Origin of the sequence: Clostridium sp. LY3-2 (assembly GCF_024705715.1) — a bacterium.
In the GTDB taxonomy this organism is placed as follows: Bacteria; Bacillota; Clostridia; order Clostridiales; family Clostridiaceae; genus Clostridium.
Genome location: NZ_JAMDLQ010000032.1, coordinates 79,414 through 103,206, shown reverse-complemented (window position 1 = coordinate 103,206; position 23,793 = coordinate 79,414). Strand labels below are relative to the sequence as shown.

Below are 23,793 nucleotides of genomic sequence, written 5' to 3'. Positions count from 1 at the left end.
ATAATAAATATAGAGATAATTTTAAAAATATATTGACAAACATTCGTGTTATGATATAGAATAATATTCGTAAAGTGTATAACTCATATAAGTGTGATGATATGGATCACAAGTTTCTACCAGATACCGTAAATATCTGACTATGAGAAGACAAAACGAAATTCTAAAGGTCGTTATGAGTTATACTTAGTTTAAGTTAACCTATAGCGACCTTTTATTATTGTGGGGGTTTAAGATGAAAAAAGAAAAAAGAATCTTAGAAATTCTTGATAACAAGAATGTTGACTTCAAAAAGGAGATCATAGCCGGTGTTACTACATTTTTAACTATGGCATATATAATTGCCGTTAATCCTAATATTCTTAGTCAAACTGGTATGGATGCTGGAGCGCTAGTTACAGCAACTTGTCTTTCAGCTGCATTTGCAACTATACTTATGGGAGTATTTGCAAATCTACCATTTGCATTAGCTTCTGGTATGGGCTTAAATGCATACTTTGCTTTTTCCGTAGTAATAGGAAAAGGAATATCTTGGGAAATAGCATTAACAGCTGTATTTGTAGAAGGTATTATTTTTATTTTAATGTCATTATGTAATATAAGACAAGCAGTAGTTAAGGCAATTCCTCTTAATATGAAATTTGCAGTAACTGCAGGAATTGGTTTATTTATAGCTTTTATCGGATTTACAGGAAGTAAGATAGTTGTTTCAAGTCCTGATACGTTTTTAGCAATAGGAGATTTTACAAAGCCTTCAGCTGTAATTGCAGCAATTGGCGTTTTAATAATAGCTGTGCTAGATAAAAAAGGCGTTAGAGGAGCTATTCTTTTTGGAATTTTAGCATCAACATTAGTTGCATGGGGATATGCTATGTATGACCCAGAATATGCAGCTGCACTTGGGATATACTTACCAAACGGAATTATTAAATTTGAAAGTATAGCACCTATAGCTGGAAAAATTGATTTAGCATATGTATTCCATCCATCAAATATTTGGACATTTATAACTATAGTATTTACTTTCTTATTTGTTGATTTCTTTGATACTATAGGAACTTTAGTTGGAGTTTCATCAAAAGCTGGAATGCTTGATGAAGAAGGAAACATTCCAAACGTTGGTAAAGCCTTAATGTGTGATGCTGTAGGAACAACAGCAGGTGCATTTATGGGAGTTTCAACAGTAACAACATTTGTTGAAAGTTCAACAGGAGTTGCAGCTGGAGGAAGAACAGGATGGACTTCTATAACAACAGGAATACTATTCTTAGTTGCAATGTTCTTTTCACCAATATTCGTTGCAATACCAGCATGCGCTACAGCACCAGCTTTAATATACGTTGGATACTTAATGCTTGGGGCGGTTAAAAACATTAACTTTGATGAAATAACAGAAGGCTTCCCAGCGTTTATAACAATTGCTGCTATGCCACTTACTTATAGCATAGGTGATGGATTAACTTTAGGAGTTTTATCATATGTAATAATAAACGTAATTTATAACTTATTCTTTAGAAAATCTAATGAAGAGAAAAAGCCTGTATCAATAGTTATGTTAGTACTTGCTGTAATCTTTATGTTTAAATTGTTAGTATTATAGTTTTTATAAAAGCCAAAATGAGAGTTATCTCATTTTGGCTTTTTTAGAGGCTTAAACTGTAAAAATATGTTATAATAATATAAAGAATTACGAGTAGGTGATTAGATGAATATTTTTATTTTCATTAATTATTTATTGATACCTGGTGTTATGATACTCTTTGGGGGATTATTTTTAAAGAAACCTCCAAAAGAAATTAATGGACTCTATGGCTATAGAACAACTATGTCTATGAAAAATAAAGACACTTGGGATTTTGCAAATAAAGCTATTGGAAAGTTGTGGTTTAAACTTGGAATAGCATTATTTATAATAACAGTTATACTAGGGTTTAATAAAGAACTTTTAGGCAAATATGGGTTAGTGCTCTTGTATCTTCAAATAGCAGCACTTATACTATCAATTTTTCCTGTAGAGAAAAAATTAAAAGAGAATTTTAATAAAAATGGTACTAGAAAAAAGCAGACTAAAATTTAGTCTGCTTTTTTTATTGAAGTTATTTCAATAAATTCAGGTGAAAATCCAGATTTTAAAGCTACCTTTTGTGACTCTAAGTGAGAGATGCTTGTCCCGTAAAAAGGTACCTTATTTAGTTTTAAAACTTCATTTTTAATATTAGATACTAGAATTGTTCCAATATTTTTAGATCTACTTTTACTAGAAACGTTTATACCTATCTGATATAAATATTTTGAGTCTAAACTAACTCCAGACATTCCAAGTATTTCTTCATTTTCTATATAGGATATCCCTAAAATATCAGGAGTGACTTTATTAAAAGCAAAAGCTTCATCGAACCTATCATCACCTTTAAAGTCTAAGATTTCTAAAGCTTTATAACTCCTTAAATTTGAAGATTTAATAAATGAATCATCCTTTGGAATAAAATATTCTTTTATTTCAGATATTTTAAAGCCAAACTTTAAGAGCTCATTATCTATAGCTTTTAAATTTTTATAATTAAAAAACCAAGAAGAAGTAGAATTTTTAAATAGATTTAAAAATGCATCTTTTAATTCTTTTGTAGTAGATATAATTATGTGGTTTTTATAAATCAATAGTCTAAAAATCATATCATTATTAAAAAATCTTGAATCCTTAGAATTTTTAATTTCGGTTATTATTAAATTATCTTCAAAAGAGTTTAAAGTAAAATTATAATCAATCATAAGTTGTTTTAAAGTAGTTTTTGAAATATTATTAAGCATAAAATCACCTCTTAAACAAATATTACCATAATAAAAAAATAAAATATATATCTTAAATAATATACTCGTATATGATGATAAATAATTGACATAAAAGGTATAGATTGTATAAAATTCTCAAGTTTTATATAATGTTAATAAAGGGATAATATTTGGGGGTAAATATGAAAAATAAAAAAGTAATATTAAGTTTAATATTTATAATTTCTATAGTTTTTTATATAGGATATAGTAAAATTAAAATTAATAATTTAGAAAATGGACTTGAAAATAACATAAGAAATAATATTAGAAGTTTTGCATCACTTGATAAAAAGGAAATAGATGAAAAATTATATGGTGAACTATATAATTTTATAGAATCTTCTAGAATGGACTATTGCATATTAGAAAAGGGTGCGATAGATAAAGATGACTTAGAATATAACGCAGCTATATTACTTTTAAAAATAAGAGATCTTTTAGTTAATAATAAAGAAAGATTTATAAGAGTGTTTTCTAAAGATTCTGTAAATCAAGAGCTTTTTAAAATAGCAGATAACTTTAAAGATAGAGAATCTATTAATAAAGTATATAAACTTGTAAGCTAAAGAGAGATTGTTTAAAGCAATCTCTTAAATTTTGCTTTAATTTAACTATTTGAAGAATGATATGGAAGATTAAAAGTGGTATAATTATGTAAAACAAAGGGTAAAGGAGAGGATAATTTTGATAAACAAAAAAATTGATGAATTAAAAAATGAAATTATTAAAACTACAATTGATTTAGTTAAAGTTAAAAGTGTTGCTAAAGAAACAGAAGGTGAATTCCCTTATGGAAAAGATGTGGCAGAACTTTTAAAATTAACTTTAGAGAAATGTGAAGAACTAGGTTTTAAAACTAAAAATTTAGATAACTATGTAGGTTATGCTGAAATAGGGGAAGGTGAAGATTACGTAGTTGCTTTAGGTCACTTAGATGTAGTTCCAGAAGGAGAAGGTTGGAAGTTTCCACCATACTCTGGAGAAATTAGTGATGGGTATATCTACGGTAGAGGTACAGCAGATGATAAAGGTCCAATAGTTGCAGCTTTATATGGTGCTAAAGCTATAAAAGATTTAGGTTTAAAATTAAATAAAAGAATAAGAATAGTATTTGGTACTTCTGAAGAAATTGGAGGATCTGATATTCATCATTATTTAAAATATGAAAAGGCACCTGTGTTTGGATTTACTCCAGATGCTGAATTCCCAATAATAAATGGTGAAAAAGGTATTATTGACTTTGACTTAGTTAAAGATGTAGATACTTCAAAAGAAGAAAATGTTATTGAATACTTCAAAGGAGGTAGTGCAGTTAATGTAGTACCAAACTTTTCAGAATGTAAAATAATAACTAATGATTTAGATAATATAGAAAATGTATTAAATAAATTCAATCAATCTAACCATAGAAAAGTTGAATTTACAAAATCAGAAAATACAATCGTTATAACTGCAAAAGGTAAAAATGCTCACGGTAGCACTCCAGAACTTGGAGAAAACGCTATAATGACTTTATTTAAATCATTAGAAAATATAAACTTTGGAAAAGAAACAAATGACTTTATAAAATTTGTTAATGAAAACATAGGTTATGAATTAAATGGAGAAAAATTTGGAGTAGGATTAATTGATGAAGTTTCAGGAAAACTTACTTTAAATGTTGGTATAGTTGATTTTAATAAAGATAAATTAGAAATAAAAATTAACTTAAGATACCCTGTAACTAAAAAATATGATGATGTTATGGATGTAGTTATAGATAAAGCAAAGGGCGAAAATATTGGAGTATTTGGTATATCTCACGATGCACCACTTTATTTCTCAAAAGATAGTGAATTAGTTAAAAAGCTTCAAAAGGTTTATAGCGAGCAAACAGGAAAAGAAGCTGAGCTTATTTCAATAGGTGGCGGAACTTATGCAAAAGAAATTCCAAACACAGTAGCATTTGGACCTTTATTCCCAGGAGAACCTGAATGTATCCATATGCCTAATGAAAAAATAAGCATAGAAAACCTAATAGATTGTGCTAAAATTTACGGGAATGCTTTATACGAACTAGCTAAATAGTAATTTAAATGCATCACATTTGTGGTGCATTTTTGATTTTAAAAATATTTGAAAAGGGACTTAGATATTAAGAGAAAAATAAAATAGGAAAAGCATAATAACAATTTATTTAGGGGCTTTTAAACTTATGAGGAGAGATAATAATGAGAAAAAAAGTAATAGGGTTAGTAATTTTAATAATATTAATTTTAGGGTTTGCTGGTTGTGGTGAATCTAAAGGCGAAAAATTATTTGAGGATGGACAAAAGGAATTAACAGAAAACAATTACGAAAAAGCATTAGAAGATTTTAAATTATCTAAAAATGAAGATTACAAAGAAGCATCTATCTATTATAATTCTGTAGATAGATATTTGAAAGCAAAGGAATCATATAGTGAAAATAGATATCAGGAAACATTAGATTTGTTAAATAAAATAGAGGATATTAATAAAGATAAATTTAATTCAGATATTACTAAACTTAAAAGTGATGCAGAAAAAGGAATTGAAACAACTAAAAAAATAAAAGATATAAAAAAACTTATTGAGGAAGAAAATTTAGATAGAGCTTCTAAAATGATTGAATCCTTAGATGGGGATGGTTTAAATTCTACAGAAAAAGATGAGGTTAAAAATTTAAAAGAAAAACTAGAAAAAATAAAAAAAACTAAAAAAGAAGAAGAGGAAAGAAAAAATAAAATTCAATTAGAAAAAAATAAGCAGAAATCTATAATTAGTAGAGGTATGAGTATTTTACATAATGCAGGAATAAAGAATGTTCATTATGAAGGAATAAAACAACAGGGTTTAAATATAGATGGATTTAAAGGAAAACTTTACTATTTTGAGGAAGATGTTGAAGATAGTCCAAATGAATATTATTTTGATCAAGCTTCTGATGAAATGGTTTATTTAAATCAAGGTATGTACTTTATTGTAAATAAAAATTATAAAAATATTACGCCAAAGAGTTCTTCAACTTATGATAGTTCAAAGGAGTTTAGAGAATATCTTATTGGAAAGAATAAAAATAATTAAATGTTAAAAATTTGTTAACAAACTATTGACTTTATTTAGTTAGTCCAATAATATTGTTTATATAATTTGTTAAGTAAAGGAGGGATAAGGATGGCGAAAAGTATGACTAGCTTTGGTAGAGCTAGAAGTAGCGAGGAAAATGAAAGAATTTTTTCAGTTGAGATGAAAAGCGTAAATCATAGATACCTTGACATAAACATAAGAATGCCAAAGCAAATGATTGCACTTGAAGAACGTATTAGAAAAGTTATAAATTCAAGACTAAGTAGAGGTAAAGTTGATGTTTTTATTAACTTAAAAAGTTTTAAAAGTGACGACGTTGTTGCAGAACTTAACAAAGATTTAGCCAAAAGCTATTTTGACTGTTTAGAAGAAATAGCAAATTCTCTAAATATTCCAAACGATGCAACAGCAACTACAATATCAAGATTTCAAGATGTTATAACTATTTCACAAAAAGAAGAAGATTTAGAAGAGGTTTATACTGAAATTACACCACTTTTAAAAGAAGCTTTAGATAATATGATTGAAATGCGTATGGTAGAAGGCGAAAAACTTAAGGAAGATATCTTAGGTAAGCTTTTAGTTATAGATGAAACAGTAGACGAAGTTGAAAAGATAGCAGACTCAGTTCCAAGGGCTTACAAAGAAAAGCTTGAAGAAAGAGTTAAAGAACTTACTAGCAATATAAATATTGATGAGCAAAGAATTGCTATGGAAGTTGCAATGTTCTCTGACAAAGCTACTGTGGATGAAGAAATTATAAGACTTAGAAGTCATATAATTCAAATGAGAAATACTTTAAAGCTTAAAGAGCCGATAGGAAGAAAGTTAGATTTTATAGTTCAAGAAATGAATAGAGAAACTAACACAATTGCTTCAAAATCTAGTCACATTGAAATGACAAACTTTGTTATTGAGATGAAAAATATCATCGAAAAAATAAGAGAACAAGTGCAAAATATTGAATAGAGGAGGCATATAATGGGTATCAAATTAATAAACATAGGTTTTGGAAACATAGTTTCAGCTAATAGATTAGTTGCTATAGTTAGTCCAGAATCTGCACCAATAAAGAGAATAATCCAAGAAGCTAGAGACAGAGGGATGCTTATAGACGCTACTTATGGTAGAAGAACTAGAGCAGTTATAATAACTGATAGTGATCACGTTATCCTTTCAGCAGTTCAACCTGAAACTGTTGCACATAGATTATCTAATAAGGATGACCATGATGACGAGGTAGACGAATAATGAAAAAAGGTGTTTTATTAGTAATTTCTGGTCCTTCGGGAGCTGGAAAAGGAACTATCTGTAAAGAACTTTTAAATAGAAACGATAATCTATATCTTTCAGTTTCAGCAACAACAAGATCGCCTAGAGCGGGAGAAGTTGAAGGAGTTAATTATTACTTCTTAAATAAAGATCAATTCAAAGAAAGAATCGAAGAAGGTGATTTCTTAGAACATGCAGAAGTTTATGGGAATTTCTATGGTACGCCAAAGTCTAATGTTCAAAAAATGTTAAACGAAGGAAAAGACGTAATATTAGAAATTGATATTCAAGGTGCTTTAAAAGTAAAAGAAAATTGTGAAGAAGGTATCTTCATATTTATTCTTCCACCTTCTATGGAAGAACTAAAGAAAAGAATTATAGGTAGAGGTAGCGAAACTGAAGAATCATTAATGACTAGATTTAAATCAGCCTACAAAGAAATTAATTTTGTTTCAAAATATAATTATGCTGTAGTTAATGATGAAGTAGAGATAGCTACAAAAAAATTAGAGGCTATTATAACAGCCGAAAAATGTAGAGTAGATAGAATAAAAGATAAAATTTTAGATTCTAAGGAGGGCATTATTCATGAACAACTCTATGATTAATCCATCAATAGTGGAATTATTAGAAAAGGTAGACGATAGATACTCATTAGTATTAATAACTTCAAAAAGAGCAAGACAAATAATAGCAGGAAGTAAACCACTTATAGAGAAGAAATTCCAAAAACCACTTACAACAGCTATAAACGAGTTAAATGATGGAGTATTACACTTCCATAACGTAGAAGAAACTACGGAAGAAAACTTATAGTTAAATGTATAAAGGGAAATGCGTTGTTATTGGAGTAACAGGTGGAATAGCTGTATATAAATCACTTGATGTAATCAGTGCTTTAAGAAAAAAAGGCATAGATGTAAGAGTTATTATGACTAAATCAGCAACTGAATTCGTAACACCTCTTACTTTTCAATCAATGAGTCAAAATATGGTTATAACAGACATGTTTGCAGAACCAAAAGCTTGGGAAATTCAACATATAAGTTTAGCTCAAAGAGCCGACGTTATGTTAATTTGCCCAGCTACTGCAAATATTATAGGTAAAGTTTCTAATGGTATTGCAGATGATATGTTATCTACAACTATTATGGCAACTAATGCAAAAGTTATATTTGCACCTGCAATGAACACAAACATGTATGTTAACCCAATAGTTCAAAATAATATCAAAAAGCTTAAGGAATATGGATATGAATTCATAGACCCAGATAGCGGAAGACTTGCTTGTGGTGATGTTGGAAAAGGAAAACTTCAAAAACCTGAAGTTATAGTAGATAGAGTTTTAAAAGAACTATATCCAATTAAAGATTTAGTAGGTAAAAATGTTTTAGTAACAGCAGGACCTACTAAAGCGCATATTGACCCGGTGAGATTTATAACAAATAGATCAACTGGAAAAATGGGTCATCAAATTGCTTTAGAAGCTAGAGATAGAGGGGCAAATGTAACTTTAATTACTGGTGCTAATGACGTATCAGATGTTAGAGGCGTTGAAATAATTAAAGTCGACACAAACAAAGATATGAAAAACGCAGTTTTAGAAAGATTTAATAATCAAGATATCGTTATTAAATCAGCTGCTGTATCTGATTATAAACCTTTAAATTATAGCGATAAAAAGATTAAAAAAAATGGTGATACATTAACCCTAGAACTTACTAAAGATTTTGATATCTTAAATGAACTAGGTAAAAGAAAAACTAATCAAGTATTAGTTGGATTTGCAGCAGAGTCAAACGACTTAAAAGAAAATGCAAAAGGTAAATTAGAAAGAAAGAATCTAGATTACATAGTAGGAAACAATATAGTATCTAGCGATTCAGGTTTTGGAAGTGATAATAACAGAGTTATTATTTTTTCAAAAGATGGAGAAGAGGTTTCTTTAGATATAATGAGCAAAAGAGACGTTGCAAAAAATCTATTTGATTTAATCGGAAGAAAGCGCTAAATGCGCTTTTTTCTTTTATGGAAGGTGTTTAAAAAATGAATTTATATGCTGAAGTAGTTATAAATAGTGATGCACAAGAAATAGATAGACCCTTTACTTATAAAGTTTCAAAAGAAGATGAACTTAAAATAAGTGTAGGAGATAGAGTAAGTGTTCACTTTGGAGCTGGAAATAGATTTACAGAAGGCTTTGTTGTAGCTTTAAAAACTGAATATGAAGGTAATTATAAGCTTAAGTATATAAAAAAAATTCTAGACACTAAGCCTATTTTAACTCGTGAAAATCTTTTAACTATAGAATTTTTAAGAAGAAAGACCTTATGTAAATATATTGATGCAATTAGGCTTATGATTCCAAAGGGAATAACAAAAGGCGCTACATTTAAAAAGAAAAATGTTATTAAGTTTAAAGAGGAATTAAATGAAAAGTATAAAAATAATGAAAAATACTTATCTTTAATTAATTTTATAAAAGACAATGATGAATGTTTTTCTAAAGCTGAACTAACTAAAGAACATGGGTTTTCAAGTTATATGATAAATAAATCTATAGAAGAAGGATTTTTAGAAGTTATTCAAACTATAGTAGATAGATATAATAAGAAAACTTATGAAATAGATAAAACAAAAATATTAAATGAAGAGCAATTAAAAGCTGTTAAGGTAGTTTTAAATAGTGAAACTAAAGGAACCTTGATAAAAGGAGTTACAGGCTCTGGTAAAACAGAAGTCTATATGGAACTTGTTCGAGATACTTTAAATAAAGGAAAATCTTGCATAGTTTTAGTTCCTGAAATATCTTTAACTCCACAGATGATTCAAAGATTTAAAGGAAGATTTAAAGAAGAAGTAGCACTTTTTCATAGTAAGCTTTCAGAAGGAGAGAGATTTGATGAGTGGTATAGAGTTAAAAATGGTAAATGTAGACTAGTTATAGGGGCAAGAAGTGCTCTCTTTTTACCGGTGCAAAATTTAGGATTAATTATAGTAGATGAAGAACACGAAAGCAGCTATAAATCAGAGCACAATCCAAAGTATAGCACAAAAGAGGTCTGTGAATTTTTTAGTGAAATTTATAATGCTAAATATGTATTAGGTTCTGCAACGCCGTCTGTTGAAAGTTTTGCAGACGCTATAGTTCAAAAAATAAATTTAGTAGAACTTAAAGAAAGAATAGATAAAAAACCACTTCCTACTATGGAAATTGTGGATATGAGAAAAGAACTTAAAGATAAAAATTTATCTATGTTTAGTAGGAAATTATATAAAAAGATGAAAGAAGCTTTAGAAAGAAAAGAACAAATAATTCTTTTCTTAAATAGAAGAGGCTTTTCTACCTTTATTTCTTGTAGAAGTTGTGGTTATGTTTTTAAATGTCACAAATGTGACATATCTTTGACGTATCATAAGAGTGGATACTTATCTTGTCATTATTGCGGATATGTAGAAAAGGAAAAGAAAGTTTGCCCAAAGTGTGGTAGTAAATACGTGAAATTCTTTGGTGCAGGCACTGAAAAAGTTCAAAATGAAATTAAAAAATATTTTAAAGATGCTAGAGTTTTAAGAATGGATTCAGATACTACTAAAACTAAAGATGCCTACGAAAAAATATATAATTCATTTAAAAATGGTGAAGCTGATATTTTAATAGGTACTCAAATGGTAGCTAAAGGATTCGATTTTAAAAATGTTAGCTTAGTTGGAATACTAGCAGCTGACATGTCATTAAACATGCCAGACTATAGAGCAGCTGAAAGAACATATGATTTAGTTACTCAAGTTTCAGGAAGAGCTGGAAGAGGGGAAACTAAAGGTGAAGTTGTAATTCAAAGTTACACTCCAAATCATCCAAGTTTAAAATATGCCGTAGATAATAATTATACTGATATGTTTAAGGAAGAAATAAGAATTAGGAAATTGATGTGTTATCCGCCTTTTGGTAAAATAGTATTGATTAGAGGTTTATCTAAAAATGAAAAAAAGCTAAAAGACTTTATGGAAAACACAAAAGATAAGATAGAAGGATTAATAAGTGAAGGCGCTTACTTACTCGGCCCTACACCTTGTGTAGTCAAAAAGGTAAGAGATATGTTTAGATATCAGATTATGATTAAAGGTAACGTAAATGATAACGAACTTTTAAATATAAGAAATAGCCTTTATGATTTAAATAAGAGTGTATATAATGAAATAAGAATAAATATTGATATTAATCCAAATAATTTATTATAGGAGGCATAAAAATGGCAATTAGAAATATTAGGAAAAAAGGCGACGATGTTTTAAGAAAAAAAAGCAAAGTTGTTACAGAATTAGATAAAAGAACTTTAACTTTAATTAAAGATATGGTAGAAACTATGTATGAAGCTGATGGAGTTGGCCTTGCTGCACCTCAAGTTGGAATACTTAAAAGAGTATTTGTTATAGATGTATACGACGGAGAAGGTCCTAGAGTATTTATAAATCCTGAGATAATAGACCTTAAAGGCTCTCAAGTTGGAGAAGAAGGATGCTTAAGTTGTCCTGGTGAGGCTGAAGATGTAGATAGAGCTATGTATGTAAAAGTTAAAGCTATTAATGAAAAAGGTGAAGAATTTATCCTTGAAGCTGAAGAACTTTTAGCTAGAGCAATTCAACACGAAAATGACCACTTAGATGGGATTTTATTTATAGATAAAGCAATTTAATATAGAGAGGAGAAAAGTTAGATGAAGATAGTTTTTATGGGAACTCCAGATTTTGCAGTTCCATCACTAAAAGCACTAATTGAGAAGTATGGCGTAGAATGTGTATTTACTCAACCTGACAAAAGACAAGGTAGAGGTAAAAAGATAGCTTATTCTCCAGTTAAAGAAGAAGCATTAAAGCATGACATCGAAGTAATTCAACCTATAAAGCTTAAAGATGAAAAAGAAATGATTAAAAATCTTAAAGATTTAGAACCTGACTTTATAATAGTAGTTGCATTTGGTCAAATTTTAACTAAAGAAGTTTTAGATATACCAAAATACGGTTGTATAAATCTTCACGGTTCAATTTTACCAATGTATAGGGGAGCAGCTCCTATAAACTGGGCTATTATTAATGGTGAAAAGGTATCTGGTAACACAACTATGCTTATGGATGTAGGACTTGATACAGGTGATATGTTACTTAAAGATGAAGTAGAGATTACAGATGATATGACAGCTGGTGAACTTTACGAAATCCTAAAAGATAGGGGAGCTAATCTTTTAATTCAAACTATTGAAGGATTAGTTAATGGAACTATAGAAAGAGAAAAGCAAACAGATGAAACTTTCTATGCTAAAATGCTAAATAAAGATATGGCAAAGATAGATTGGTCTAAGAGTGCAAAAGATATAAAAAATCTTATAAGAGGTTTAAATCCTTGGCCTGTAGCCTTTACTAATTACGAAGATAAAGTTATGAAAATATACGAATCAGAAGTAAAAGATACTAAAGGAAACGTAGAAGCTGGTACTATTTTAAAAGTATCAAAAGAAGGGATTTTAGTCTCTTGTGGAGAAGGAAGCCTTTTAATTAAAAGGATCCAATTTCCAGGAAAGAAAGCACTTACTGTTAAAGAATATTTAAATGGTTATAAGATAGAAGAGGGAACTACTTTAAAATAAGAGGATTTAATATTCTAAATATGAAAAGAGGTAATTCGTATGTACTATCCATTTTATTTTGATAAGACTATTTTAATTTTAATTCCGGCTATTTTAGTTACTATCTATGCACAAGGGAAAATTAGTTCAACTTACAACAAGTATAGGAGAATTGGAATTAGAAATGGCTACACTGGGGCTTCTGTCGCTAGAATGATTCTTGATAATTCAGGTTTATCATATGTTAAAATAGAAATGATAAATAGAGAACTAGGTGACCACTATGATCCAAGAGACAAAGTTTTAAGGCTGTCACCAGATGTTTATAATGGAAATACAATTGCAGCTGCAGGTATTGCGGCACATGAAGTAGGCCATGCGATACAAGATTCAAAAAGTTATGGACCATTAGTACTTAGAAATACAATAGTTCCTATAGTTAATTTAGGTTCAAACCTTTCTTGGATACTATTAATAATAGGTTTAGTACTTGGTAATAGTCTTTTTATTAATCTTGGTATAATATTTTTCTCAGGGGCAGTTATTTTTCAACTAGTAACATTACCAGTTGAATTTAATGCATCAAATAGAGCTTTAAAAATATTAAGTAGTATGAATATTTTATATAGCGATGAACTAGATGGTGCAAAAAAAGTATTAAAGTCAGCAGCACTTACTTATATTGCAGCAGCTTTAATGGCTATTTCTCAACTAATAAGACTTATTGCAATTAGTAAGAGAGAATAATATAATTAAATAAAAACTGAAAGAAGAGGTAATATATGAATAGTAGAAGCGTAGCTATAGAAATACTAAATAGAGTTTTAAACGAAGGAGCGTATTCAAACATAGCACTTTCAAACGAACTAAATAAATGCGAGTTAAACGATAAAGATAAAGCTTTAGTAACTGAGATAGTTTATGGAACATTAAGAAGAAAAAAGACTTTAGATACAATAATAGCTTCTTTTGTTAAAGATATAAAAATAATGGATAGAACTATTTTAAATATTTTAAGAGTAGCAATTTATCAAATGAGATTTTTAGATAAAGTTCCAGGTTATGCAGCTTGTAATGAAGCTGTTGAAGAAGCTAAAAAAGTTTCAGAAGAAGATAGTAAGCTTGTAAATGGAATCTTAAGAAATTATGTTAAAAAAGAAGATAACTTAGGAATCAAATTCCAAAATAGAATATACGAACTAGCTTACAATTATTCATTCCAACCTTGGATGATTAGAATGCTTATTAAACAATACGGAGAAGAAAAAACAATTCAAATAATGGATGGTTTAAATCAAACTCCTAGCGTAACAGTTAGAGTTAATAGCTTAAAAGCTGATTTTGATGAGGTATTTGATAAGTTAGAAGAATTAGGATATGAAGTTGAAGAGGGAGATATAGCACCAGAAGCTATAACTATAAGAGGCGGAAGTTCTCTTGATAAGAATATGCTTTTCGAAGAAGGAAAGATAACAGTTCAAGACGAGAGTGCAATGCTTGTAGCACCACTTTTAGACCTGCAAGATGGAGAAACAGTATTAGACCTTTGTAGTGCACCAGGTGGAAAAACTACTCATATCTCAGAAATATTAAATAACACAGGAAAAGTTTATGCATTTGACTTACACGAAAGTAAATTAAACTTAGTTAAAGAAAATTGTGATAGACTTGGAATTACTAACGTAGAATTAAATCAAATGGATGCTACTAAATTAGATAGCAAATACGTAGCTATGGCAGATAAAGTTTTAATAGACGTTCCTTGTTCAGGACTTGGAATAGCTAGAAGAAAGCCAGAAATTAAATGGAATAAAACTAGAGAAGAGCTTAAAGAATTAGTTCAAATTCAAAGAAGAATAATGGAAAATGCTTGGGAGTATTTAAGAAAAGGTGGTACAATGGTTTACTCAACTTGTACTTTAAACATAGAAGAAAACGAAGAAAATATAAGATGGTTCCTAGATAAACATAGAGACTGTGAAATAGAAAGAGTCTTCGTTGGAAGAGGAAACAACCTAAAATACTCATTAGAAGGTATGCTAACTATTATGCCAAACGAATATATGGATGGTTTCTTTATGGCTAAATTAACAAAAAGAAAATAGGTGCAAAGATGAAAAATATATTAGATTTAACTTTAGAAGAATTTACAGAATGGTTAAAGGCTAATGGAGAAAGTGGATTTAGAGGAAAACAAGTTTTTTCTTGGATTTATAAAGAAGTTTGGAATTTCGATGAAATGAAAAATATTCCTAAAACTTTAAAAGAAAAACTTAAAGAAAATTTTAAAATATCTATTCCTAAAATTGTAGAAGCGTACGAATCAAAACTAGATGGAACTATAAAATTACTTCTAGCATTAGAAGATGGTAACATCATAGAAACTGTTATTATGAAATATAAACATGGTAATAGCATTTGTGTTTCTACTCAAATAGGTTGCAGAATGGGTTGTAAATTCTGCGCTTCAACTATAGATGGAAGAGTTAGAAACATGAGTTCTGGTGAAATATTATCAGAAGTTATGGTCGCTCAAAAATATATAGGCGAAAGAATTTCAAATATTGTATTAATGGGTTCTGGTGAACCTTTAGATAACTATGACAACGTAATTAAGTTCTTAAGAGAAGTAAATGCTGAATATGGATTAAACATAGGGCAAAGACATATAACGCTATCAACTTGTGGTTTAGTCCCTGAGATTTACAAATTAGCAGATGAGGATATGCAAGTAACTCTTGCTATCTCTCTTCATGCTTTTAGTGATGAAAAGAGAAAAGAAATAATGCCAATTGCAAATAAATACTCAATAAAAGAGATTTTAGACGCTTGTGATTATTTCATTAACAAAACAAAAAGAAGAATAACATTTGAATACTCTTTAGTAAAAGATGTGAATGATTCTAAAGAAGATAGTAAATCACTTGGAAAATTATTAAAGGGAATCTTATGCCACGTAAATTTAATTCCAGTAAATGAAGTTAAAGAAAACTCGTTTAAAAGATCTTCTGCAAAGGCAATTGAAGTGTTTGCTGAAACTTTAAAAGGATGTGGCGTTGAAACGACTGTAAGAAGAGAAATGGGAAGCGATATTGACTCAGCTTGTGGTCAGTTAAGGAGAAGTTATTTAAAATCCCAAGATTAAGGGGGAGAAGGTTTAGCATGTTAGGTTTAAGAAGTGACGTAGGATGTAAAAGAAAATTAAACGAAGATTTTTTAGGATATTCTTTAAATGATGAATACTCGTTATATATAGTATGTGACGGTATGGGAGGTCATAACGCAGGTGAAGTTGCAAGTGAACTTGCAGTTAGCGTTATAAAAGATTTTGTTAAAAACAATATCGATAATTTAAAGAAAGATGTCTTAAAAAAAGCTATAGAAGAAGCTAACAATAAAATTTGTGAATTCTCTAGCAATAGTGAAATTTTATCAGGTATGGGAACTACAGTAGTTGCAGCTTTAATTTATGAAGATAATATTTTAATTGCAAATGTAGGTGATAGTGTGTGCTTTGGAATAAATACTGAAAAAATTAATAAACTTACAAAGGACCACTCTTTAGTTCAACAGTTAGTGGATGCTGGAACTATTTCAGAAGTTCAAGCTAGAAATCACCCAAACAAAAATATTATAACTAGGGCACTTGGAACTAGCGATGAAGTTGTTGTAGATATTTTTGAATTTAATAAAGGCGAGTATGATAAATATTTATTATGCTCTGATGGATTAACAAATGAAATTTCAGAATATGAAATTTTTGATATACTAAAAGAAGAAAATGATTATACTGCTTCTTGTGATAAACTTGTAAAACTTGCAAAAGATCATGGAGGCAGAGATAATATAACAGTTATATTGTTTGGAGGAGAGAAAGTATGAATGGGGAAATACTAGGAGGTAGATATGAACTGCTTGAAAAAGTAGGCGAAGGCGGAATGGCTGTTGTCTACAAGGCTAGATGTAATAAACTTAATAGGTTTGTAGCAGTTAAAATTTTGAAAAGTGAATATAACGATAATGAAGATATAGTTGATAAATTCAAAAAAGAAGCAACAGCTATAGCAACACTTTCAGATAATAACATAGTTAACGTTTTAGATGTTGGTTGTCAAGATAACGTAAATTATATTGTTATGGAATTTGTTGACGGAAAAACATTAAAAGATGTTATAGACGACTTTGGAAAAATGAATTACGATACTGCAATTACTATAGCTGTTCAAGTAGCAAGAGCTTTAGACTGTGCTCATAGAAATGGTATTGTTCATAGAGATATTAAACCTCAAAATATCCTTGTGACTGAAAGTGGATTAGTTAAGGTGACTGATTTTGGTATTGCAAAATCTTCAGGTTCTGCAACACTTACAAATACTAGTACAGTTTTAGGTTCAGCACATTATTTTTCTCCAGAGCAAGCTAAAGGAACTTATATCGATAAGAGAACTGATATATATTCTTTAGGTGTTGTTATGTATGAAATGGTTACAGGACAAATGCCTTTTAATGCAGATTCACCGGTAACTATCGCTTTAAAACATATTCAAGAACCACCTGTTCCACCTAAGGAATTAAATCCTAAGGTTCCAGAAAGTTTGAATAAGTTAATCTTAAAATGCATGGAGAAAGATCAAAACAAGAGATATCAAGATGCTAAAGATGTGATAGCAGATCTTCAAAAAATAAAAGAAAATCCAGATATTGTTTTAGGAGCAAAAGCTGTAAATGCAGCAACTACTCAACACACAATAGTTATGGATGCTGTAAATGAAGAGGATTATAAAAATAATAATCCTTTAGATGAAGATGATGATTTCTTCGACGATTATGATGAGTATGAAGACGAAGAAGATGCAGAAGAAGATGCAAAAGAAGATGAAGATGACTACGAAAAAAGAGAAAAAAATAGCATAAAGAAAATTATCATAGGGATAGTTGTTGCTGTAGTTATCCTAGCTGTAGGAGCTGGAGGCTTCTTTGCACTTAGCAAAATGAGTAAGCCAAAAGATGTAAAATTACCTAATTTTGTAGGTATGAAAATCGATGATGCTCAAGTAGAAGCTAAAAAATACGATTTAACTTTAGATATCAAAAAAGAAAACAGCGGTAAAGAAGAGGGAACTGTTTTAAATATGGACCCTAAAGCTGGAGATACAGTAAAAGAAGGTAGTACAGTTAAAGTTACTGTAAGTGCCGGTAAGAAAAAGGTTGAAGTTCCAAATGTAGTTGAAGAAAGTCTAGAGGACGCTAAAGCTATATTAAAGAGCAAAGGACTTACAAACATAAGTGTAAGTGAAGAGTATAGCAGTTCTTATGGTGCTGGCACTGTTATGAGTCAAAACCCATCAAAGGGTCAAGAAGTAACAGAAGATACAGATATAACTCTAACAGTTAGTAAAGGACCTGAAATCAAAAAGGTTACTGTACCTAATGTAGTTGGCTCTTCTAAAGATTCAGCTATAGAACAGTTAAATGGAGCTAACTTAAAGGTAAATATAGAAACAGTAGATGCTTCATCAGAAGATCAAGTTGGTAAAGTAACATCTATTAGCCCAGGTGCTGGTGCAACAGTTAATGAAGGAAGTACTGTAACTATTAGAGTTGCAGGAGGAGAATTTGTTTCTGTACCTAGTGTTTCAGGTGAAACTCAAGATGCTGCTACAACAGCTATAAGAAACGTTGGTTTAAATGTTTCAGTTGAAACAAAAGACGTAACAGATGAATCTCAAAATGGTAAAGTTCTAAGCTTTACTCCAGGTGCTGGTAGCAAGGTTAAAAAAGGAACAACAGTTACTATTTATGTAGGTAAATATGTAGCACCAACACCACCACCAACACCAGAAGGTGGCGGAGATAGTCAAGGAGACAAAGATAAAGCTAAACCAGATGGCTCAGCAGCTGGTGGAACAAATAACGGTCAAACTCAACCTAAACAATAAATAAGAGAGTGTCTTTTAAGGCACTCTTTTTATTTTGCATAAGATTATATTTTACAATATAGATTTTAAAATATTAAGGGTTCACAAATTTCTAAATAGGGAGCATTCAAAAGCTATTTGAATTTGGAGAAATAAATTAGGATTTAAACTACTTGCAAAAAATTATCAAAAGTGGTTATATTAAAAGAGATAAGAAAAGCTTAACATTAGATAAAAAATTATAATAAAAATTCGGAGGGATTATGAAGGGAAAAATTATTAAAGGAATAGGTGGATTTTATTACATCAAAACTGATGAGGGTGTAATAGAATGTAAAGCACGTGGAAAGTTTAGGCACAAATCTTTAAAACCTATGGTTGGAGATAACGTAGAAATTAAAATAGAAAACGGAAAAGGTGTTATTGAAGATATAGAAGAAAGAAATTCTGAACTTTTTAGGCCTACTGTAGCAAACGTTACTCGAGCATTTGTCGTGTTTGCTATGAAAAATCCAGATATAAATTACGACCTTCTAAATAGATTCTTATTACTTTGCGAAAGTAATAATATTGAAGCGATTGTTTGCTTAAATAAAATGGATTTAGTATCAGAAGAAGAAAGAAAAGAAATAAAAGAAAAGATAAATGAAATAGGATATGAAGTTTTATTTATAAATGCAAAAGAAGGAATTGGAGTAGAGAGTTTAAAAGAAAGATTAGAGGGAAATGTTACTGTTTTATGCGGACCTTCTGGTGCTGGAAAATCTACCCTTATAAACACTCTTACAAATAGAGAGTATATGGAAACTGGTAACGTAAGTGAAAAGATAGGAAGAGGAAAACATACTACAAGGCATAGTGAACTTATAGAAGTAAATGATGGGTATATTGTAGATACTCCTGGGTTTTCAACTCTTGAAGTGAATTTTATAGAAAAAGAAAATTTAAAGTATTACTTCCCAGATTTCGAAAAATTTAATAATGAGTGTAAGTTTAGAGGTTGTATGCATCACAAAGAACCTTCTTGTGCTGTAAAAGATGCAGTAGAAAAAGGGGAAATTAACAAATATAGATATGAGTTTTATTTAAGAACTTTAGAAGAGATAATGAATGGGAGGAAGTATTAATGATTAAGATTGCACCATCAATTTTATCAGCAGATTTTTCAAAACTTGGAGAGGAGATAGAATTACTTCATAAGAGTGATTGTGAGTTTATCCACATAGACGTTATGGATGGGATGTTTGTTCCTAATATAACTTTAGGTGCGCCTATAGTTAAAGCTTTAAGAGGCAAAACTGACAAAGTATTTGATGTTCATCTTATGGTTGAAAATCCAAGTAGATTTATTGATGATTTTGTAGATGCTGGAGCTGATATAATTACAATTCACTACGAGGCTGAAAAGCATATAGATAGAGCTATTTCATACATAAAAAGTAAGGGAGTTAAAGCAGCTATTGCATTAAATCCTGGAACTCCAGTTTGTTTTATTAAAGATTTAATTAAAAAATTAGATATGGTTCTTATAATGAGTGTTAACCCAGGTTTTGGTGGACAAAGCTTTATAGATTATTCATTAGATAAGGTTAAAGAGGTAGACGCTTTAAGAAAAGAATTTAATAAAGATTTAATTATACAAATAGACGGAGGAGTAGGTTTAGATAACATAAAAACAGTTAGAGAAGCTGGGGTAGATGTTGCTGTTGCAGGTTCAGCTGTTTATAAAGGGCTAAAGGTAATTGAAAACATAAAGGAGCTAAAGGAGAGAGCTTAAAATGAAAGCTATCATAGTTAGTGGGGGAACCCCTCCTAGTAAAGAATTATTAAAATCTTACTTAGAAGAAGGCGATTTTTTAATTGCAGCAGATAGTGGGATGAATTCTCTTTATGATTATAATATTATACCAAACCTTATACTTGGGGATTTTGACTCATCAAAAAAAGAAGCGTTAAACTTTTTTAAAGATAATGGAGTCGAAACTTTAAGTTTTAATAGTGATAAAGATTATACAGATACTCATTTAGCTTATATAAAAGCAAAGGAGAGAGGTATAAAGGATATAATTATGCTTGGTGTAACTGGCACTAGATTAGATCATTCTTTAGGTAATATTGGATTGTTTTTAAATTCTTTAGAAGATGGTATAAATCTAAAAATAATAGATGATAATAACATTATGTATGTAGTAGATAAGAAGTCTACTATAAAAAGGGTTAATGATAGAGTCCTTTCTTTTCACGCTTTAAGTGACGAGGTAAAAGGTTTTACTATAACTAATGCTAAGTATAAATTAAATAATTACGATATGAAACTATTTGAACCTAGAGCTATTTGTAATGAATTTCTAGATGGAGATGTTACTATAGACTTTAAATCAGGTAAAATTTTAATAATTTTATCAAAAGATTAGAAAAAGTAGTCACCAATTTCTATTTTGCTGCATATATATAGTAGTAATTAGAAATTGGTTTTTATTTTAGGAGGGAATATGAGAATAGTAGCAATCAAATTACCAAGATGCATTTCAAGAATTATTAGATTTTTTAGAAGAAGTAAGTAATATTATACATAAAGTTGTATAAAACAAAAAAAATGCATAAGCTGTCGCTTTGCATTTTTTTTATTTGAACTATATTGCTCTTTCAACCTTACCAGATCTTAAACATCTAGTACAAACGTGAACTCTTTTTGGCGTTCCGTTAACTAAAGCCTTAACTTTTTTTATGTTAGGTGCCCAAGTTCTCTTTGATTGTCTGTGTGAGTGGCTGTACTGTACTCCAGATACTACACCTTTATTACAAATTTCGCATCTTCTTGCCATGTGAAAACACCTCCTTGTTAGTGAAGATAAATCTCTTCAATAGGACAGAATTCATTTTAACATAATAAGTAGCGTATTTGCAAGGGAAAATTTAAAAAAAATATATAAATATTATTATATATGTTAGATAAATCTTGAATTAAAGTCGTAACTAATATAAAATGTATTTATGAAATAAGTTGAGGAGGAATTTAAATGGTAGGATTTTCAAGAGAAAATGGAAAGATTCACTACTCAAATGAAGTTTTAGCTAAGATTGTTGGTTTATCAACAATGGAATGCTATGGGGTAGTAGGTATGGTTTCAAAAAACGCTGCCGAAGGACTTTGGGAATTAATTAGAGTAGAAAACCTTAGCAAAGGAGTAAAGATAGATCTAACTGAGGATGATAAATTAAATATAGAATTATTTGTTATGGTAGAATACGGAACAAAGATATCTGTAATCGCAAATAACATAATTCAAAAAGTAAGATATAATGTTGAAAACTATACTGGATTAAAGGTTGCATCAATTTCAGTAAATGTTCAAGCGGTTAGAGTCTAGGAGGTAAACAATGGAATATAGTATGATAAACGGGCAACATTTTTATAATATGGTAGTTAACGGAAGTAACAGACTTGCAGAACAAAGCGATTTCGTTAATGCATTAAATGTTTTCCCAGTACCTGATGGAGATACAGGCACAAATATGTCAATGACATTTAAAGCTGCCGTTAAGGAAATCGAAGGAATAAATTCAAAATCAATTGGCGAAGTTTCTAAGAAATTAGCTAAAGGTGCTCTAATGGGAGCTAGAGGTAACTCAGGAGTTATCCTTTCACAAATCCTAAGAGGTATCTCAAAAGGATTACAAGGTAAAGATGAAGTTAATGCAAAAGATTTTACTATAGCTTTAAGAGAAGGTTCAGAAGCTGCATACAAAGCAGTTATGAGACCTACAGAAGGGACTATACTTTCAGTAATTAGAGCTACTGCAGAATCAGCGGAAGCTTCAAAAGCTGAAGATGTTTCAGTTTTATTAAAAGAAGCAACTGAAGGCGCAAAAGTTATGCTAGATAAAACACCAGACCTTTTACCTGCTTTAAAGAAAGCTAAAGTAGTAGATTCAGGTGGAATGGGTCTTTATATTATCTTAAAAGGTATGCTTGAAGCTTTAGAAGAAGGAATAATTGCAGAAGTTAAAGATATTGCAATCGGTCAAGGTGGAGGTGCTAATACTGGTGCTAAAGCTACAGCTGATGAAGATATTAAATTCGGTTATTGTACTGAATTTATTATACTAGGCGATGCAGCTAAAGCTAAAGAATTCCAAGGGAAGATTGAATCTTTAGGAGATTCTATGATAGTTGTAGGATACGAAGATGTTATTAAATGTCACATCCACACAAACGACCCTGGAAAAGTTTTATCAAATGCAGTTTTATTTGGAGAATTATCTAAAATTAAAATTGATAATATGAGAGAAGAACATAGAGAACTTTTAATGAACCAACAAGAAGAAGGTGCAGTTGAAGTATCTGAGGAAGCAGAAGCTAAAAAATACGGATTTGTAACAGTTGCTATGGGTAATGGTATTACAAACATATTTAAAGACCTTGGAGTAGACTATGTAATTGAAGGTGGTCAAACTATGAACCCTTCAACTCAAGATATATTAGATTGTATAGATAAAATAAATGCAGAAAATATATTTGTTTTACCTAACAATAAAAATATAATTATGGCTGCAACTCAAGCTAGAGAAATATCAGATAAAAATGTTATTGTTATAGAAACAAAAACTATACCTCAAGGTATAACTTGTTTATCAATGTTTAACAGAGACGCTGATGTAGAAACTAACGAACAAGAATTAAATGAATTAATCGAAATGGTAAAAACAGGTTCAGTAACTTACGCAGTAAGAGATACTGAAATGGATGGAATTGAAATACTTGAAGGTAATATGCTTGGTCTTGTTGAAGGCAAGATAAAAGAAGTTGGAGAAGACAAGTTTGAAGTTGCTAAAAAAGTATTAGACAATATGGTTTCAGACGATAGTGAACTTATAACTATATTCTATGGAGCTGATGTTTCAGAAGAAGAAGCTAATAAGTTTGTAGAAGAAGTTGAAGAAGCACACGAAGATTGTGATGTTCAACTTTATAAAGGGGATCAACCTTTATATTACTTCTTAATGTCAGTGGAATAATATCATTTAACATAATATTAAAAAGCGCCTAAAGTTTAG

At 29.8% G+C, this 23,793-nt stretch carries 25 protein-coding genes and 1 riboswitch; of the genes, 23 read left to right on the top strand and 2 right to left on the bottom strand.

Annotated elements, in window-relative coordinates; all coding sequences use genetic code 11:
• The first annotated feature begins 63 nt into the window (after positions 1–63).
• A riboswitch (purine riboswitch) is annotated at positions 64–163 on the top strand.
• A 72-nt stretch (positions 164–235) separates the two neighbouring features.
• Complete coding sequence (locus M4I33_RS11000; protein ID WP_257916833.1) at positions 236–1,600, top strand: NCS2 family permease; 1,365 nt, start codon at positions 236–238, stop codon at positions 1,598–1,600.
• A 105-nt stretch (positions 1,601–1,705) separates the two neighbouring features.
• Complete coding sequence (locus M4I33_RS10995) at positions 1,706–2,077, top strand: SdpI family protein (RefSeq protein ID WP_257916832.1); 372 nt, start codon at positions 1,706–1,708, stop codon at positions 2,075–2,077.
• On the opposite strand, the gene M4I33_RS10990 is transcribed toward M4I33_RS10995, so the two are convergent.
• Positions 2,074–2,808 (bottom strand): GNAT family N-acetyltransferase, encoded by a 735-nt coding sequence (locus M4I33_RS10990; RefSeq protein WP_257916831.1) that lies wholly within the window; start codon positions 2,806–2,808, stop codon positions 2,074–2,076. The genes M4I33_RS10995 and M4I33_RS10990 overlap by 4 nt on opposite strands.
• Before the next feature lie 164 nt (positions 2,809–2,972).
• Between M4I33_RS10990 and M4I33_RS10985 the strand changes: the two genes are divergently transcribed.
• From M4I33_RS10985 to M4I33_RS10895, 19 genes are all read left to right on the top strand, one after another.
• The gene (locus M4I33_RS10985) at positions 2,973–3,398 is read left to right on the top strand and encodes a hypothetical protein (protein WP_257916830.1); all 426 of its coding nucleotides are present in this window, start codon (positions 2,973–2,975) and stop codon (positions 3,396–3,398) included.
• 115 nt (positions 3,399–3,513) lie between these two features.
• Positions 3,514–4,899, top strand: a complete 1,386-nt coding sequence (gene pepV, locus M4I33_RS10980) for a dipeptidase PepV (protein WP_257916854.1) — start codon at positions 3,514–3,516, stop codon at positions 4,897–4,899.
• Between the two features lie 143 nt (positions 4,900–5,042).
• Positions 5,043–5,918, top strand: a complete 876-nt coding sequence (locus M4I33_RS10975) for a hypothetical protein (protein ID WP_257916829.1) — start codon at positions 5,043–5,045, stop codon at positions 5,916–5,918.
• Between the two features lie 90 nt (positions 5,919–6,008).
• Positions 6,009–6,890: a YicC/YloC family endoribonuclease gene (locus M4I33_RS10970; RefSeq protein WP_257916828.1), complete on the top strand. Its 882-nt coding sequence runs from the start codon at positions 6,009–6,011 to the stop codon at positions 6,888–6,890.
• Between the two features lie 12 nt (positions 6,891–6,902).
• Complete coding sequence (gene remA, locus M4I33_RS10965; RefSeq protein ID WP_024614595.1) at positions 6,903–7,172, top strand: extracellular matrix/biofilm regulator RemA; 270 nt, start codon at positions 6,903–6,905, stop codon at positions 7,170–7,172.
• On the top strand, positions 7,172–7,801 hold the full coding sequence (gmk, locus tag M4I33_RS10960) for a guanylate kinase (RefSeq protein WP_194190536.1): 630 nt from the start codon (positions 7,172–7,174) through the stop codon (positions 7,799–7,801). Before remA ends, gmk begins: the two co-directional genes overlap by 1 nt.
• A complete protein-coding gene (rpoZ, locus tag M4I33_RS10955; protein ID WP_257916827.1) occupies positions 7,782–8,009 on the top strand; it encodes a DNA-directed RNA polymerase subunit omega in 228 nt (75 codons plus the stop codon). The genes gmk and rpoZ overlap by 20 nt, the downstream gene beginning before the upstream one ends.
• A gap of 4 nt (positions 8,010–8,013) precedes the next feature.
• Positions 8,014–9,204, top strand: a complete 1,191-nt coding sequence (gene coaBC / locus M4I33_RS10950; protein ID WP_257916826.1) for a bifunctional phosphopantothenoylcysteine decarboxylase/phosphopantothenate--cysteine ligase CoaBC — start codon at positions 8,014–8,016, stop codon at positions 9,202–9,204.
• A gap of 35 nt (positions 9,205–9,239) precedes the next feature.
• Complete coding sequence (priA, locus tag M4I33_RS10945) at positions 9,240–11,435, top strand: primosomal protein N' (protein WP_257916825.1); 2,196 nt, start codon at positions 9,240–9,242, stop codon at positions 11,433–11,435.
• A gap of 11 nt (positions 11,436–11,446) precedes the next feature.
• The gene (gene def / locus M4I33_RS10940; RefSeq protein WP_257916824.1) at positions 11,447–11,890 is read left to right on the top strand and encodes a peptide deformylase; all 444 of its coding nucleotides are present in this window, start codon (positions 11,447–11,449) and stop codon (positions 11,888–11,890) included.
• Between the two features lie 21 nt (positions 11,891–11,911).
• Positions 11,912–12,838 carry a methionyl-tRNA formyltransferase gene (gene fmt, locus M4I33_RS10935; protein ID WP_257916823.1) on the top strand — a complete coding sequence of 309 codons (927 nt, stop codon included), beginning with the start codon at positions 11,912–11,914 and terminating at the stop codon, positions 12,836–12,838.
• 39 nt (positions 12,839–12,877) lie between these two features.
• Entirely contained in the window at positions 12,878–13,564 is a 687-nt protein-coding gene (locus M4I33_RS10930) for a zinc metallopeptidase (protein ID WP_257916822.1), read from the top strand.
• A 35-nt stretch (positions 13,565–13,599) separates the two neighbouring features.
• Positions 13,600–14,922, top strand: coding sequence for a 16S rRNA (cytosine(967)-C(5))-methyltransferase RsmB (rsmB, locus tag M4I33_RS10925; RefSeq protein ID WP_257916821.1), 1,323 nt, complete (start codon positions 13,600–13,602; stop codon positions 14,920–14,922).
• 8 nt (positions 14,923–14,930) lie between these two features.
• Complete coding sequence (rlmN, locus tag M4I33_RS10920) at positions 14,931–15,962, top strand: 23S rRNA (adenine(2503)-C(2))-methyltransferase RlmN (RefSeq protein ID WP_257916820.1); 1,032 nt, start codon at positions 14,931–14,933, stop codon at positions 15,960–15,962.
• A 17-nt stretch (positions 15,963–15,979) separates the two neighbouring features.
• Positions 15,980–16,699 (top strand): Stp1/IreP family PP2C-type Ser/Thr phosphatase, encoded by a 720-nt coding sequence (locus M4I33_RS10915; RefSeq protein WP_257916819.1) that lies wholly within the window; start codon positions 15,980–15,982, stop codon positions 16,697–16,699.
• A complete protein-coding gene (pknB, locus tag M4I33_RS10910) occupies positions 16,696–18,756 on the top strand; it encodes a Stk1 family PASTA domain-containing Ser/Thr kinase (RefSeq protein ID WP_257916818.1) in 2,061 nt (686 codons plus the stop codon). Before M4I33_RS10915 ends, pknB begins: the two co-directional genes overlap by 4 nt.
• 242 nt (positions 18,757–18,998) lie before the next feature.
• Positions 18,999–19,862 carry a ribosome small subunit-dependent GTPase A gene (rsgA, locus tag M4I33_RS10905; RefSeq protein WP_257916817.1) on the top strand — a complete coding sequence of 288 codons (864 nt, stop codon included), beginning with the start codon at positions 18,999–19,001 and terminating at the stop codon, positions 19,860–19,862.
• The gene (gene rpe, locus M4I33_RS10900) at positions 19,862–20,512 is read left to right on the top strand and encodes a ribulose-phosphate 3-epimerase (RefSeq protein WP_257916816.1); all 651 of its coding nucleotides are present in this window, start codon (positions 19,862–19,864) and stop codon (positions 20,510–20,512) included. The genes rsgA and rpe overlap by 1 nt, the downstream gene beginning before the upstream one ends.
• A 1-nt stretch (position 20,513) precedes the next feature.
• Positions 20,514–21,149, top strand: coding sequence for a thiamine diphosphokinase (locus M4I33_RS10895; RefSeq protein ID WP_257916814.1), 636 nt, complete (start codon positions 20,514–20,516; stop codon positions 21,147–21,149).
• Positions 21,150–21,368: 219 nt separating this feature from the next.
• On the opposite strand, the gene rpmB is transcribed toward M4I33_RS10895, so the two are convergent.
• A complete protein-coding gene (gene rpmB, locus M4I33_RS10890; RefSeq protein WP_002597481.1) occupies positions 21,369–21,560 on the bottom strand; it encodes a 50S ribosomal protein L28 in 192 nt (63 codons plus the stop codon).
• A 195-nt stretch (positions 21,561–21,755) separates the two neighbouring features.
• On the opposite strand from rpmB, the gene M4I33_RS10885 reads away from it, so the two are divergent.
• Together M4I33_RS10885 and M4I33_RS10880 are read left to right on the top strand one after the other, a co-directional pair.
• Positions 21,756–22,106, top strand: coding sequence for an Asp23/Gls24 family envelope stress response protein (locus tag M4I33_RS10885; RefSeq protein WP_194190522.1), 351 nt, complete (start codon positions 21,756–21,758; stop codon positions 22,104–22,106).
• 10 nt (positions 22,107–22,116) lie between these two features.
• Positions 22,117–23,754, top strand: coding sequence for a DAK2 domain-containing protein (locus M4I33_RS10880; protein ID WP_257916813.1), 1,638 nt, complete (start codon positions 22,117–22,119; stop codon positions 23,752–23,754).
• Positions 23,755–23,793 lie beyond the last annotated feature (39 nt).

What these genes read in the sequence shown, in the direction of transcription:
- M4I33_RS11000 (WP_257916833.1), top strand. Translation starts at nt 236, where the DNA reads ATGAAAAAAGAAAAAAGAATCTTAGAAATTCTTGATAACAAGAATGTT.
- M4I33_RS10995 (WP_257916832.1), top strand. Translation starts at nt 1,706, where the DNA reads ATGAATATTTTTATTTTCATTAATTATTTATTGATACCTGGTGTTATG.
- M4I33_RS10990 (WP_257916831.1), bottom strand. Translation starts at nt 2,808, where the DNA reads ATGCTTAATAATATTTCAAAAACTACTTTAAAACAACTTATGATTGAT.
- M4I33_RS10985 (WP_257916830.1), top strand. Translation starts at nt 2,973, where the DNA reads ATGAAAAATAAAAAAGTAATATTAAGTTTAATATTTATAATTTCTATA.
- M4I33_RS10975 (WP_257916829.1), top strand. Translation starts at nt 5,043, where the DNA reads ATGAGAAAAAAAGTAATAGGGTTAGTAATTTTAATAATATTAATTTTA.
- M4I33_RS10970 (WP_257916828.1), top strand. Translation starts at nt 6,009, where the DNA reads ATGGCGAAAAGTATGACTAGCTTTGGTAGAGCTAGAAGTAGCGAGGAA.
- remA (WP_024614595.1), top strand. Translation starts at nt 6,903, where the DNA reads ATGGGTATCAAATTAATAAACATAGGTTTTGGAAACATAGTTTCAGCT.
- gmk (WP_194190536.1), top strand. Translation starts at nt 7,172, where the DNA reads ATGAAAAAAGGTGTTTTATTAGTAATTTCTGGTCCTTCGGGAGCTGGA.
- rpoZ (WP_257916827.1), top strand. Translation starts at nt 7,782, where the DNA reads ATGAACAACTCTATGATTAATCCATCAATAGTGGAATTATTAGAAAAG.
- coaBC (WP_257916826.1), top strand. Translation starts at nt 8,014, where the DNA reads ATGTATAAAGGGAAATGCGTTGTTATTGGAGTAACAGGTGGAATAGCT.
- priA (WP_257916825.1), top strand. Translation starts at nt 9,240, where the DNA reads ATGAATTTATATGCTGAAGTAGTTATAAATAGTGATGCACAAGAAATA.
- def (WP_257916824.1), top strand. Translation starts at nt 11,447, where the DNA reads ATGGCAATTAGAAATATTAGGAAAAAAGGCGACGATGTTTTAAGAAAA.
- fmt (WP_257916823.1), top strand. Translation starts at nt 11,912, where the DNA reads ATGAAGATAGTTTTTATGGGAACTCCAGATTTTGCAGTTCCATCACTA.
- M4I33_RS10930 (WP_257916822.1), top strand. Translation starts at nt 12,878, where the DNA reads ATGTACTATCCATTTTATTTTGATAAGACTATTTTAATTTTAATTCCG.
- rsmB (WP_257916821.1), top strand. Translation starts at nt 13,600, where the DNA reads ATGAATAGTAGAAGCGTAGCTATAGAAATACTAAATAGAGTTTTAAAC.
- rlmN (WP_257916820.1), top strand. Translation starts at nt 14,931, where the DNA reads ATGAAAAATATATTAGATTTAACTTTAGAAGAATTTACAGAATGGTTA.
- M4I33_RS10915 (WP_257916819.1), top strand. Translation starts at nt 15,980, where the DNA reads ATGTTAGGTTTAAGAAGTGACGTAGGATGTAAAAGAAAATTAAACGAA.
- pknB (WP_257916818.1), top strand. Translation starts at nt 16,696, where the DNA reads ATGAATGGGGAAATACTAGGAGGTAGATATGAACTGCTTGAAAAAGTA.
- rsgA (WP_257916817.1), top strand. Translation starts at nt 18,999, where the DNA reads ATGAAGGGAAAAATTATTAAAGGAATAGGTGGATTTTATTACATCAAA.
- rpe (WP_257916816.1), top strand. Translation starts at nt 19,862, where the DNA reads ATGATTAAGATTGCACCATCAATTTTATCAGCAGATTTTTCAAAACTT.
- M4I33_RS10895 (WP_257916814.1), top strand. Translation starts at nt 20,514, where the DNA reads ATGAAAGCTATCATAGTTAGTGGGGGAACCCCTCCTAGTAAAGAATTA.
- rpmB (WP_002597481.1), bottom strand. Translation starts at nt 21,560, where the DNA reads ATGGCAAGAAGATGCGAAATTTGTAATAAAGGTGTAGTATCTGGAGTA.
- M4I33_RS10885 (WP_194190522.1), top strand. Translation starts at nt 21,756, where the DNA reads ATGGTAGGATTTTCAAGAGAAAATGGAAAGATTCACTACTCAAATGAA.
- M4I33_RS10880 (WP_257916813.1), top strand. Translation starts at nt 22,117, where the DNA reads ATGGAATATAGTATGATAAACGGGCAACATTTTTATAATATGGTAGTT.